This is a genomic window from Pseudomonas sp. R151218B TE3479, from assembly GCF_053629195.1.
In genome coordinates this window covers 4,313,797-4,326,357 of the sequence record NZ_JBRJHV010000001.1, presented here as the reverse complement: position 1 = coordinate 4,326,357, position 12,561 = coordinate 4,313,797, and the positions used below count along the sequence as shown (strand labels likewise).

Here is a 12,561-nt window from a genome sequence, read left to right as displayed (position 1 = left end):
TAGGCGGGGGCGACTGACGTCAAAGTGACTGCTGGCTGACGGGAAGATGTCAAACGCGGGCGGGTTTTACCCCCGGGGCGACGACCAAGACGTCGCCTGGTTCATCAAGGAAAATCCGAAGGTGTTGAGCCCATTCTCGCTGTGGGCGAACACGCGCCCGCCGTGCATGGACGCCACCGCACGCACGATGGAAAGGCCCAGGCCGTGGTGTGCATCGCTTCGCGTCCGGGCGGCGTCGGCGCGGTAGAAGCGCTCGAACAAACGCTCCAGGTGCACGGTGTCGATGGGCTCGCCGGCATTGGAAACGCTCACCTCGACCTGCATGCCGTGGTTGACCAGGCTTACCGTGATAGTGCTGGTCGGCACCGCGTACCGCGCCGCGTTCTGTAGCAGATTGGCCAGGGAACGGTGAAAAAGACGTCGGTCGATGCACACGCGCATGTCGCCCTGGATCACCACGCTCAGCTGTTTGTCGTGCAACACCGGCTCCAGATACTCCACCGTCTTCGCCGCCTCTTCATACAGCGAGACATCGCTGAGCTCGGTTGCCCGTTGGCCGCTCTCGGCCCCGGCAAGGAACAGCATGTCGTTGACGATAGTGCCCATTCGCTCCAGCTCTTCGAGGTTCGACTGCAGCAAGTCCTGGAGCTCACTCACCTCGCGCCCGTGGGCCAATGCCACCTGGGTCTGTCCGATCAGGTTGGTCAAGGGCGTTCGCAGTTCATGGGCCACATTGGCATTGAACCCTTCGAGCTGGCACCAGGCCGCTTCCTGGCGAGCCAGGGCGCCGTTGAACGACACCGCCAGTTCCTGCAATTCGCCCGGCAGCGCCTCGGTGTCCAGTCGTTGTTTCGAATCCCCCGGCGGCAGGCTATTGGCTTGATGGCTCAAGCGCCTCACCGGCCCCAGGCCGAAGCGCGCGATCCAATAACCGAGCAGCGCAACCAGACCGATGCCCAACGCCGAGGTCAGGATTAGTATTTTGGTGAAGTGGTCCAGGGTCTTCCTGAAAGGCGTTGAATCCAGCCCCACGATAAAGCGCAGTTCCGGACGGTCGCCCATGGCCGCAATGGTCTTGAGCAACACCATCATGGGTCGCTCGCGCTCAGGGAGATTGAGGGTAAATAGCCCATCGGAGCGCGTCGACCAATCCTGGCCGTCCGGCATCGCCCCGCCATAACTGAAGGCCGGGTTATCAACCAGGATCCAATAGCGAACCCGTTCATCCGCAGGCGTGAGGTCGTCGAGCTTCTGGCGCAAGCCGACCCAGAACGCTGGCGAATCGTACTTCGCCAGCACCGGGTCGAGCACAGAATGGCGCAGGATCAATTCGTTCTGCATCTGCTCATCGAGCGATTGTTTCAAGGAACAACGCAACAGCGTCGCGCTGATCGACATGATCAGCAGGACAGCGAGGGCGAACATCAGGGCGAGCCGCTTGGCGATCGATCGTTTCATCAAGACGTACCGCTTTGCCTGCCACTTTCCTCGCGGCTTTCCAGTACATACCCCATGCCGCGAACGGTATGCAGCAGCTTGCGTGGATACGGGGCATCCACCTTGGCCCGGACCCGTTTGATCGCAACCTCGACCACATTGGCGTCACTGTCAAAATTCATGTCCCAGACCTGCTCGGCAATCATCAGCTTGGAAAGGATCTCGCCCTGGTGCCGCGCCAACAGGCTCAACAGACAGAACTCCTTGGCCGTCAGGTCCAGCCGCAGTCCCCCCCGGGTCACTTTGCGCGCTTGCAGATCGACCTCTAGGTCGTCGATGCGCAAATGCGTCAGGTCGGCCGTGTCACCCGTGCGGCGACGGATCAAGGCCTGGACGCGCGCGACGAGCTCGGCAAATGAAAAGGGTTTGCCCAGGTAATCATCGGCGCCCTCGCGCAGCCCGCGAATGCGATCATCCACCGTCCCCCTGGCCGACAACATGATGACCGGGGTTTTCTTTTGCAGGCGCAGGCCTTGCAGCACGTCGTAGCCGTCCTTGCCCGGCAGCATCACATCCAGGATCACCACGTCGTAGTCCCATTCCAGCGCGTAATGCAGCCCGTCGATGCCATTGGTCGCGACGTCGACAATATAGCCAAGCTCGGTCAAGCCACGATGGACGTAGGAGGAGGTTTTTTCTTCGTCCTCGACAATGAGCAAACGCATCAGGTGACTCCTCTGCAGCAGCGGGGCAACCTAATGAGTCTAGACAGCGAAGGTGTCTGGAGGCTGACCGCTTCCTGACATTCTTGTCAGAAACGGCTCATTGGGCAACGTCGACGCACAATAACCACGGCTCAGATGGATACCGTTTCCGCAGGAGAGAAATCGGCGAGCAATTCGATGAAGGATTGACGCAACCAACGATTCGCCGGGTCATGGTGGAACCGCGTATGCCAGTAAAGATGAATGTCGTAGCCGCAGATGGCCCAAGGCAGCGGCACCAGACGCACATTGGTGATTTCGGCGAAACGTCGGCCGACCGCCAGGGGCACGGTGGCGATCATGTCGGACTCGGCCACCAGAAACGGCACGCCCATGAACCGTGGCAGGCTGAAGCGCACCCGGCGCGTGACGCCATGGGCGGCCAGTTCACGGTCCAGCACGCTCATGCCACGCTCTTCGGCCTGGACCGCGACGTGCACGGCCTGCTGATACTGTTCGGCGCTTATGTTGTCGCCGATGGTGGGGTGATCGTTGCGCACGATGCACACGAATGAGTGACTGTACAGCGCCCTATTGCGGATCGAGGTGTTGAGCAGGCGCGGGAAATAACCGATGGCCGCGTCCACCTCACCGGCGTCCAGGCCCTCCTCCAATTGCTCCGACGACAATGCCTGGGTGCGAATTCTCAAATTCGGCGCGGCTTTGTCGAGCATGCGCATCAGCCGGGGCAGGAACACCATTTCGCCAATGTCCGACATGCACAGTACCAGTTGTCGGTCGGAGTGTTCGGGGATGAAGCCCGTGGACGGCAACACTTCGCTGCTGACCATCTCCAGGATCCGTTGCACCGGCTCGGCGATCTGCAGGGCCCGGGCGGTAGGCTGCATGCCGCGGGAAGTACGGATGAACAAAGGATCGTCGAACAGTGTGCGTAGCTTGGCCAGGGCGAAACTCATGGCAGGTTGGCTGAGCCCCATGAGATCGCCGGCCAGGGTCACGCTTTGCTTTTTGCGCAGCGCATCGAAGACTTTCAGCAGGTTGAGATCGACGTCCTTGATATCCATATTTTGGATTTTATCTATAAGTGAAATAAGGTTTTCGGATTCTAGGTCGAAGCCTAGACTCGGCACAAGATCGTTAACTCGATTAACCGAATTGACATCTCCCATAACAATAACGGAGCACACCATGCCCAAGAAGCTGCGCAGCAATTTCCCCTATGGCTCTTATTTATGGGCTGTGCGCGCCGCCCAGTGGCGTGCCTTGGGCATCGACGAAAGCGAGTTGGAGAAACCCAAGATCGCCATCGTGAACTCATCTTCCAACCTGGCGATCTGCTTCAGTCACCTGGATGGCATCGCGGACGTCCTCAAGCAGTCGATACGCGATGCTGGTGCCCTGCCCTTCGAGATTCGCACTGCCGCCCCCAGCGACTTCATCACCGGTGCCGGTGCCGGCGGCGCCTACATGCTCGCCGCCCGTGACCTCATCACCAACGACATCGAAGTCGCGGTCGAAGGTGCCCAGCTCGACGGCATGATTTGCCTGGCCTCTTGCGATAAAACGGTACCCGGCCAACTGATGGCTGCCGCCCGCCTGAATATCCCGACCCTGGTGGTGGTCTGCGGCTACCAGCCAAGTGGCGAGTACAACGGCAAGCATGTCGATATCGAAGACGTCTTTATCAGCTCCATGCACGTGGTGACCGGCAAACTGCCGGTCGAGGAGCTGGCCGGCATGGCCCGCAATGCCATCAAGGGCCCCGGGGTCTGTTCGGGGATGGGCACCGCCAACTCCATGCACCTGGTGTGCGAAGCCCTGGGCATGGCCCTGCCTGGCAGCGCGCCGATTGCCGCTAACAGCCCGCAGATGTTCGATTTCGTGCGCCAGGCCGGCCAGCGCATTGTGGAAATGGTCGAGGAAGACCTCAAGCCTCGGGATATCCTGACCCCCAATGCCTTTGCCAACGCCGTCGCGACCATTCTCGCCGCGGGCGGCTCCGTCAACACCATAAAACATATGCAGGCGGTGGCCGCCGAAGGCGACGTCGAGGTCGACGTCTATCAACTCTTCAGGGACCTGGGAAACAAGGTGCCGGTGCTGGTCGGTGTGCGGCCGGTGGGAGAACACAGCATCGAGCAGATGGAGGCCGCGGGCGGTGGGCGTGGGCTGCTCAAGCGCCTGGAACCGCTGCTGCATGGCGACGTGCTGACGGTCACCGGGAGAACCCTGAAGCAAAACCTGCAAGGGGTGACCGTCAGCGATGACGCGGTGATCCGTCCGCTGGACAACCCTTTCGCCACCCAGCCCGCCATCGTGATGCTCAGTGGCAACATCGCGCCCCAAGCGGGCATCGTCAAATACGGCATCGACCCGAACAAGATGCGCCGCTTCGAAGGCCCTGCAATCTGTTTCGAACGCTCCGCCGATGCCATCCAAGCCTTGCAGGATGGCCGCATACAGCCTGGCCACGTGGTGGTCATGCGCGGTGCCGGTGTGCGCGGCGGCCCGGCCATGGGCGGTGGCGCTTCGAAAGTGGTGTTCGCCATCGACGGTGCCGGGCTCGGCGACCACGTGGCCATGCTGACGGACGGCCATCTTTCAGGGTTGGTGTGCAAGGGGCTGGTGGTGGCCGAAGTCGCGCCTGAAGCGGCCGTCGGTGGCCCGTTGGCGCTGGTCGAAGACGGCGACATCATCACCATCGACCTGGACCACAACAGCCTCGACGCCGATGTCAGCGAAACCGACATGCAGGCGCGGCGCGACCGTTGGCAGCCTCTGGCGCCACAGTTCGGCGGCGGCTGGCTGGATATCTACCGCCATAACGTGTCCTCCATGGAGCGCGGTGCGGTACTGATCAAGCCGCGTGACATCACCCACGCTGGAGAACAACCGCAATGAGGTTGCGCGACGACGAGAAAGCCATGCTTGCCGGCGATCAAGGCCCGGCCGTGCAGAAAGCCATGGACCTGCTGGTGCGTTATGGCGAGGCCCTGGATGCGCAATGCCTGGTGGACACGCGGAATGTGGCCGGAACCATCGGTGCCACCACCCCTTTCTTGCGTCAGTACGCCGAACGTGAGGGCGGCATGGACGCGGTGTTCAGCGAGTTCAACCTCGACAGCGCCGAGGTGGTCCAGATTCCCAAGGTCAAGGTCTTCAGCAGTCATCTGCAACAAGGCATCGACCCTCGGCACGCCAAGCGTCAGGGCATTGGCGAGGACGTGGTACGCATTTATGAAACCGGCCAGGCCTACAGCAGCGGCCTGGGCGTACAACCGTTGAACACCTGCACGCCCTATCAAGTCGGCAACGTACCGGTGAAAGGCGAACACTGCGCCTGGATGGAGTCTTCCGCCGTGATCTACATCAACTCGGTCCTCGGCGCCCGGACCAACGCCGAGGGCCGGGAAAGCACGGGCGCGGCGATGCTGACCGGCAAGATTCCCTATTGGGGCCTGCACCTGGACGAGAACCGTCGCGGCACCCACCTGATCCAGTTGGACATCGACGTGAGCACCACGGCCGATTGGGGACTGCTCGGTTACTGGGTCGGTGAACAGGTGCAGGATTGTATCCCGGTCATCGAGGGCGTGAGCCACCAGCCCAATCTGGCTCGCCTCAAGCACTTCGGCGCGGCGGCAGCTTCCAGCGGTGGCGTGGAGATGTATCACCTGGTCGGGGTCACGCCGGAAGCACTTACCCGCGAGCAAGCGTTCGGCGCCTCCCGGCCTTCAGCCATCTTGCGCTTCGGTGAAGCCGAACGACGCTGGGCCTACGAGCAAGTCAACGTCACGGCGCACGATGCACAAGTCGATTTCGTCATGCTGGGCTGTCCGCATTACAGCCTCAAACAAATCTGGGAAGTCTGCCAACTGCTGGAAGGCCAGCGCCTGAGTGCGAACACCGAGCTCTGGATATTTACCGCAGCGTCGATCAAGCAACTGGCTGACGTGGCCGGTTACACCCGCATCATCGAACAGGCCGGCGGGCATGTGATGACCGATACCTGCTCGGCGATCGGCAAGGTGCTGCCCAAGGGCACGCGAGTGGCGGCCGTGGACTCGGCCAAACAGGCCCATTACCTGCCGGCGATCATGGGCATCCAGGCGTGGTTCGGCACCACCGCCGAATGCGTCCAGGCGGCCATCGACGGCCGTTGGAAAGGAGTATTGAGATGAGCGCAACCTTTACGCTACGAGGCCGCAAGGTCGTTGGTGGCTGCTTCGAAGGCGAAGCCCTGGTGACCCATGACCGCATCTCTGGCTGGGGCGGCATCGACCCGCGCAGCGGCACCGTCATTGAGACCCGCCACGAACTCAAGGGCATCAGTTTCGCCGGCAAAGTCCTGGTGTTTCCGGGTGCCAAGGGCTCGTCCGGCTGGTCCTCGCAGTTCCATATCGCCCGTCTCGCCGGCGTGGCCCCTGGCGCCATGCTGTTCAATGAAATGACCGCGAAAATGGGCCTGGGCGCGGTGGTCGTGCATGCACCCGCCATGACCGGCTTTACCGAGGACCCGCTTCAGCGGATCCGTACCGGGGACTGGGTGCGCGTCGATGCCGACGCCGGGATCGTCGAAGTGACCCCACGCCCATCGCGCAGTGACCCGCCCACACCGCAACAGCCCAACGGTCCGCAGCGAACGCCAGCACCGTCGTAACCCGAAGAAACCTGCTGAAAACAACCGCTCCCCGTGACCACCGGTCAACGGGTTCGGGGTCGGCTGCCTTTTTTACACCACAAAGGAAGTTTTATGGCTCATGTCATTCGCACGGTACGCCGTACCAGCGCCCCCACCCCGCAACGCCTGCAGGCTGATGTTTGCATTGCCGGCGCGGGTATTTCCGGTATTTCCGCCGCCCTGGAGGCCGCCGCGCTCGGCAAGCGCGTCGTGTTGTTCGATGCCCTGCCCATGCTCGGCGGCCAGGCGGTCGGCTCGATCATCGGAACTTTTTGCGGCTTGTTCTCCAATGGTCCGAACCGCCAGTTGCTGACCCATGGCATCGCCGACGGCATCCTTCGCGACCTGGGCGCTTCGGGCGATTTGCACCAGGCCATCGGTCCCTTGACCACCGTGGTTTACTACGACGAAGTGGCCCTCGGTCGCTGGATTGGTCAAAAGGTGCTCGACGCTGGCATCACCGTGGTGCTCGGTGCGGTATTGCGTGAGGTGGTGCGCGAAGGCACGCGGGTCCAGGAAGTGGAGTTGGCCACCCGTTATGGCGACGTGCGCGTGGCGGCCAACGGCTTTATCGATGCCAGCGGCGATGCGGCGCTGGTCTGGAATGCCGGGCTCGCCTGTCGCGAGCCGGACACGCCCATCTACGGCACCCAGATGTTCGTTCTCGAGCATATCGATGAAGCCCACCTGCCGACGCGTGCGCAATTCACTGAACGGGTCAAGGAAAAAGCCAGGCACTACGGTATCGAGCGCGACGACGGCCTGTTCTTCCAGTTCCCCGGACGCGGCACGGCGGCGTTCAACATGACGCATATCGAAACGCCCCTGGATCCGGTCGCCGCGTCTCACGTCGCCCTCGCCGGGCGCCAACAGGTGGACCAAGTGATCCAGTTCCTCAAAGCGGAGTACCCCCAGGCCTACGGCAAGGCCAAGGTACGGGCGTATGCACTGCCCGGCATTCGCCAGACCCGCTGGATTGTCGGCCAACATCACCTGACCACCGATGAAGTGCGAGCCGCTACGATGTTTGCGGATGCGGTGGCGCGCACGTCCTGGCCGGTGGAATTGCACGGCGACAGCACCGGTTACCAGTGGGAGCCCTTTGGCGACGATCATGTCCACAGTGTGCCGTTGCGCAGCATGCTTCCCGAAGGCAGCGATAACCTGGTGGTCGCGGGCCGCTGCATTGACGCCGACGCGGCCGCGCTGTCGAGTGTGCGCGTGATGGGGCCGTGTATCGCCATGGGGGCCGCGGCCGCCCATGCACTGGATCTGGCTGGCCCGGACGGTCGCCTGAGTGATATACCCGCGCAGGTGTTGCGCGAACGGCTGGCGTTCAATCTGGAATAGGTTTCAAGCAGTTCGATGCGCCCGCCATGTGAACGGGGGGCGCCACTCCGACAACAATAAAAAATGCAGTGGAGAACGCACATGTCACAGTCCCGTACCTTGGATGTCGCGGCGCTTATAGAGGCGCGCAAACTGTCACGTTTCAACTACGTGGTGATTCTGGTTTCGGTCTTGATCACCTTCCTCGACGGCTTCGACTTGTTGGTGCTCTCCCACACCGCCTCCTACATTGCCGATGAGGTCGGCCTGGACAAGATCCAACTGGGCGAAATCTTCTCCATCGGCCTGCTGGGCATGATGCTGGGCGGGTTCTTCTTCGGTTACCTGGGGGACCGCATCGGACGGCGCCCCACCATTCTGTTTTCCACCTGCTCGTTCGGCCTGTTGACGTTGCTGTTTGTCATGGCCGACAGCTACGCGTCGCTGATGGTCCTGCGTTTCTTCAACGGCTTCGCCCTGGGCGCCATGTTGCCGTTGTGCTGGGCCTTGAACATCGAGTTCGTTCCCAAGCGTTATCGCTCCACGGTGGTCACGATTATCATGGTCGGGTTCAGCCTCGGCAGCGCGATGGCCGGCCCGCTGACGGTGTGGCTGGCGCCGCATATCGGTTGGCAGGGCGTGTTCGTGTTCGGCGGCGTGGTCACGCTGTTCGCCTGGGTGCTGTTGTTGTTCACCCTGCCCGAATCGGTGCGTTTCCTCGCCAGCAAGCGTCAGGCGCCGGAGAAAATCGCGGCGATTCTCAAGCGCATGGACCCGAACCTGGACGTGCTTCCTACTGACCAATTCGTCCTGCTGGACGAGCCGGACATCGGGCGCCAGGCATTTCGGGTCAGCCAACTGTTCATCGGTCGCTTGAAATGGATCACGCCCATGATCTGGCTGGGTTACTCCGCCAGCTCCATGGCCATGTATTTCCTCGCCTCCTGGAGCCCGCTGGTCTATCAATACGCTGGCTTCGATCGTGCGACAGCGTCGTGGGTCAGCTCGATCGCATCGTTCAGCGGTGCGATGGCGGGCCTGGCGATGATGCGCTTCGTCGATACCCGTGGACCGTACATGGTGATGATCTATCCGTTGCTGGCCTTGCCTTTCCTGCTGGTACTGGGCATCACCGGCATGCAAGGCACCGCGTTCCTGATGTTGAGCCTGGTCGGCGGCGTGTTCGTCAAAGGCTCCCACTATGGAATCCTCAGCATCGCCGGGGTGTTCTATCCCAGTGCCATTCGCGCCAATGGCGCCGGCTGGGCCACCTCCATCGCCAAGATCGGCTCGATCCTAGGCCCATTGCTGGGCGCCTATGTGCTCAGTAGTGGCCTGCCGGTGGTCAAGAGTTTCCTGGTCCTGGCGGTCTGCCCCGCCGTGCTGGCGGCCTGTGCCTTCGTCATTGGCCACCTGACACGCCGCCATCGCGGGGCAGACCCACTGCCCGCCCCGTCACAAACCTGAGCACCTTTCTGCCGGCTTACCGCGCCTGACCCAGGCAGCCCGTACCGCGTCGCTATCGACGCGGTCAGGCAAGACTCGTCCTGAATAATCCTACTGATCCTGAGACCAATAAAAATGAACAGGAACCTTCTCCTCACCACCGCCCTGACGCTCTGTGGCCCAGTCACCTGCGCCCATGCGGACTTCATCAAAGACAGCAGCGCGACGCTGACGACGCGCAACTTTTACTTGAATCGCGATTTCCGCCAGAGCGACGCGCCTCAGGCCAAGGCCGAGGAATGGACCCAAGGCTTCATTGCCGAGCTTCAATCGGGCTACACCGAAGGCACCGTTGGCTTCGGACTCGATGCCCTGGGTGAACTGGGGATCAAGCTCGATTCCGGCGCGGGCCGCCGTGGCGGTGGGCTGTTGCCTTATGGCCCCGACAGCAATCAACCGGTGGACGACTACAGCGAACTGGGGCTGACCGCAAAAATGCGCCTGTCCAAGACCCAGCTCAAGGTCGGAACGCTGATGCCGATTCATCCGCTGGCGTATTACAGCGATACCCGGCTGCTGCCCTCCACCTTCACCGGCGCCTACCTGACGTCCGGCGAGCTCGACAACTTGACCGTCACCGCGGCAAGACTGACCAAAGCCAATGGCCGCGACTCATCCAGCAACGACGACATCAGCTATGCCGGCCAAAGCACTGATCACCTGGACCTGCTCGGTGGCGATTACACCGTCGGCAAGCAACTGACCCTGCGCTACCACTACGGTGAGCTGCAAGACATCTACCGTCAGCAGTTCGCCGGCCTGATCCATGTGCTGCCCCTGGGGGAAGGCGTGAGCCTGCGCTCCGACCTGCGCTACGTCGACAGCGACGATATCGGTGTTGGAAAAGCCGGGAAGATCGACAACCGCAACTTCAACGGCATGTTCACCCTGACCGTCGGGGCCCAGCGCTTCTCCGCGGCGTTCCAGCGGCTGTCGGGTGAAAGTGTGTTTCCAGTCATCGATACCGGCACGCCCTATGTGGCGAACCTGGTCACCTACAACTCGTTCACCAAAGCCAACGAGAAGTCCTGGCAGTTGCGCTACGAGTATGACTTCGCCGCGCTCGGCATACCCGGCCTGACGTTCATGACCCGCTACGTAAAAGGCAGCGATATCCACACGCGCACGGTCAGCGACGGCAGTGAGTGGGAGCGCGACACCGACCTGGCTTACGTTTTCCAAAGCGGTGCCCTGGAAGGCCTGAACGTGCGTTGGCGCAACCTCACCTTCCGCTCCGGAAACGGCCTGACCCAGCAACTCGATGAGAACCGCTTGATCGTGGCTTACACCTGGAAACTGTGGTGAGCCCTGCCCACCGGGGCCCGCTCGCATACGTCTTAACGGGAGAACACCCATGACGTCGTCTCGCGCCGTTGATGTCGCCGCCCTGATCGAGGGGCGCAAACTATCGGGCTTCAACTATCTGATCATCTGCGTGTCGGTGTTGATCACCTTCCTCGATGGTTTCGACTTGTTGATGCTGTCCCATACCGCCGCCTACATGGCCGAGGAAATCGGCCTGGACAAACTGCAACTGGGCAACATTTTCTCCATCGGGTTGTTCGGGATGATGCTGGGCGGGTTCTTTTTCGGTTATCTCGGCGACCGGATCGGACGCCGTCCGACCATCATTTTGTCCACCAGCGCCTTTGGTGTGCTGACGCTGCTGTTCACCTTTGCCGACAGCTACGCCTCGCTGCTGGTGCTGCGTTTTCTCAACGGTTTTGCCCTGGGCGCCATGCTGCCGCTGTGCTGGGCACTGAATATCGAATTCGTGCCCAAGCGCTACCGTGCCAGCGTGATCACCATCATCATGGTCGGCTTCAGCCTGGGGGGCGCGGCAGCCGGTCCACTGACCGTATGGCTCGCACCACAGTACGGCTGGGCCAGTGTGTTCGTGCTGGGCGGTATCGCCACGCTGCTTTCCAGCGTCCTGTTGTTTTTCTCCCTGCCGGAGTCGGTGCGGTTTCTGGTGAGCAAGCAGAAGCAACCGCAAACCGTGCTGCGAATCCTCAAACGCCTGGATCCGGGCATCGATGTGCGCGCCGGGGACCGCTATTTTCTGGCCGATGAAATCGACATCGGCCGCCAGCCATTTCGGGTCGGCCAGCTGTTCATCGGCAAACTGAAATGGATCACGCCCATGATCTGGATCGGCTTTGGCGCAAGCTCCATGGCCATGTACTTCCTCGCGTCATGGAGCCCGCTGGTGTATCAGTATGCGGGCTTCGACCGGGCTACGGCGTCCTGGGTAAGCTCCTTCGCGTCCTTCAGCGGTGCCATGGCAGGGCTTGTGCTGATGCGAGTCGTCGACACCCGAGGGCCCTATGCAGTGATGATCTATCCCCTGCTTTCATTACCCTTCCTGCTGGCGCTGGGCATTGGCGACCTGCAAGGTAACGCCTTCATTGCGCTGAGCATGGTCGGCGCCATCTTCGTCAAGGGCAGTCACTACGGCATCACCAGCATCGCCGGAATTTTCTACCCCAGTGCAATTCGCGGCAACGGCGCCGGATGGGCCGCCTCCATGGGTAAGTTCGGCTCGGTATGCGGGCCGCTGCTCGGTGCCCATGTGCTCAACAGCGGCATGCCTGTCGTGAAGAGCTTCGCGGTATTGGCCCTGTGTCCTGCGGTGCTGGGCGTGTGCGCCTACACCGTGGCGCGCATCGATAGACGTTCAGCCATGGAAGCCGAGCAATTGAGCCCGGCGAAACCCTAGAAGAACAGTAGCGGGTACGCAGTTTCGCCCCCCCTATGGCCAGGGGGGCGAGTCAGCATTCACTTTCCTCGTTATTCGATTAAAGAATCATCTATATAGCCAATGAAACTAAGCAAACGACCTTTCAGTCACCTATCTTGACCTCAGCATCTGCCAATCTGGCC

The 12,561-nt window shown here is 61.6% G+C and carries 10 protein-coding genes; 7 read left to right on the top strand and 3 right to left on the bottom strand.

The features are described from left to right. Positions 1-66: 66 nt before the first annotated feature. The 3 genes from AB7M32_RS18515 to AB7M32_RS18505 all read right to left on the bottom strand — a co-directional run bounded on the left by AB7M32_RS18515 (position 67) and on the right by AB7M32_RS18505 (position 3,226). Positions 67-1,458: a heavy metal sensor histidine kinase gene (locus AB7M32_RS18515; protein ID WP_072405573.1), complete on the bottom strand. Its 1,392-nt coding sequence runs from the start codon at positions 1,456-1,458 to the stop codon at positions 67-69. Next, the gene (locus AB7M32_RS18510; RefSeq protein ID WP_092253525.1) at positions 1,458-2,162 is read right to left on the bottom strand and encodes a heavy metal response regulator transcription factor; all 705 of its coding nucleotides are present in this window, start codon (positions 2,160-2,162) and stop codon (positions 1,458-1,460) included. The genes AB7M32_RS18515 and AB7M32_RS18510 overlap by 1 nt, the downstream gene beginning before the upstream one ends. 131 nt (positions 2,163-2,293) lie before the next feature. Then, the gene (locus AB7M32_RS18505; RefSeq protein ID WP_454250872.1) at positions 2,294-3,226 is read right to left on the bottom strand and encodes a LysR family transcriptional regulator; all 933 of its coding nucleotides are present in this window, start codon (positions 3,224-3,226) and stop codon (positions 2,294-2,296) included. A 124-nt stretch (positions 3,227-3,350) separates the two neighbouring features. On the opposite strand from AB7M32_RS18505, the gene ilvD reads away from it, so the two are divergent. The 7 genes from ilvD (at position 3,351) to AB7M32_RS18470 (ending at position 12,397) form a co-directional block, all read left to right on the top strand. Continuing rightward, on the top strand, positions 3,351-5,063 hold the full coding sequence (gene ilvD, locus AB7M32_RS18500; RefSeq protein ID WP_454250871.1) for a dihydroxy-acid dehydratase: 1,713 nt from the start codon (positions 3,351-3,353) through the stop codon (positions 5,061-5,063). Beyond that, positions 5,060-6,343 carry an aconitase X gene (locus tag AB7M32_RS18495; protein ID WP_454250870.1) on the top strand — a complete coding sequence of 428 codons (1,284 nt, stop codon included), beginning with the start codon at positions 5,060-5,062 and terminating at the stop codon, positions 6,341-6,343. Before ilvD ends, AB7M32_RS18495 begins: the two co-directional genes overlap by 4 nt. Then, positions 6,340-6,822: an aconitase X swivel domain-containing protein gene (locus AB7M32_RS18490; protein ID WP_454250869.1), complete on the top strand. Its 483-nt coding sequence runs from the start codon at positions 6,340-6,342 to the stop codon at positions 6,820-6,822. The genes AB7M32_RS18495 and AB7M32_RS18490 overlap by 4 nt, the downstream gene beginning before the upstream one ends. A 93-nt stretch (positions 6,823-6,915) precedes the next feature. Then, positions 6,916-8,193, top strand: a complete 1,278-nt coding sequence (locus tag AB7M32_RS18485) for an FAD-dependent oxidoreductase (RefSeq protein ID WP_454250868.1) — start codon at positions 6,916-6,918, stop codon at positions 8,191-8,193. 81 nt (positions 8,194-8,274) lie between these two features. Continuing rightward, complete coding sequence (locus AB7M32_RS18480; RefSeq protein ID WP_454250867.1) at positions 8,275-9,639, top strand: MFS transporter; 1,365 nt, start codon at positions 8,275-8,277, stop codon at positions 9,637-9,639. Positions 9,640-9,753: 114 nt separating this feature from the next. After that, positions 9,754-10,983 (top strand): OprD family porin, encoded by a 1,230-nt coding sequence (locus AB7M32_RS18475; RefSeq protein WP_454250866.1) that lies wholly within the window; start codon positions 9,754-9,756, stop codon positions 10,981-10,983. Positions 10,984-11,032: 49 nt separating this feature from the next. Then, on the top strand, positions 11,033-12,397 hold the full coding sequence (locus AB7M32_RS18470) for an MFS transporter (RefSeq protein WP_454250865.1): 1,365 nt from the start codon (positions 11,033-11,035) through the stop codon (positions 12,395-12,397). Positions 12,398-12,561 lie beyond the last annotated feature (164 nt).

Coding starts and splice junctions, on each gene's coding strand:
- AB7M32_RS18515 (WP_072405573.1), bottom strand. CDS start 1,458: ATGAAACGATCGATCGCCAAGCGGCTCGCCCTGATGTTCGCCCTCGCT.
- AB7M32_RS18510 (WP_092253525.1), bottom strand. CDS start 2,162: ATGCGTTTGCTCATTGTCGAGGACGAAGAAAAAACCTCCTCCTACGTC.
- AB7M32_RS18505 (WP_454250872.1), bottom strand. CDS start 3,226: ATGGATATCAAGGACGTCGATCTCAACCTGCTGAAAGTCTTCGATGCG.
- ilvD (WP_454250871.1), top strand. CDS start 3,351: ATGCCCAAGAAGCTGCGCAGCAATTTCCCCTATGGCTCTTATTTATGG.
- AB7M32_RS18495 (WP_454250870.1), top strand. CDS start 5,060: ATGAGGTTGCGCGACGACGAGAAAGCCATGCTTGCCGGCGATCAAGGC.
- AB7M32_RS18490 (WP_454250869.1), top strand. CDS start 6,340: ATGAGCGCAACCTTTACGCTACGAGGCCGCAAGGTCGTTGGTGGCTGC.
- AB7M32_RS18485 (WP_454250868.1), top strand. CDS start 6,916: ATGGCTCATGTCATTCGCACGGTACGCCGTACCAGCGCCCCCACCCCG.
- AB7M32_RS18480 (WP_454250867.1), top strand. CDS start 8,275: ATGTCACAGTCCCGTACCTTGGATGTCGCGGCGCTTATAGAGGCGCGC.
- AB7M32_RS18475 (WP_454250866.1), top strand. CDS start 9,754: ATGAACAGGAACCTTCTCCTCACCACCGCCCTGACGCTCTGTGGCCCA.
- AB7M32_RS18470 (WP_454250865.1), top strand. CDS start 11,033: ATGACGTCGTCTCGCGCCGTTGATGTCGCCGCCCTGATCGAGGGGCGC.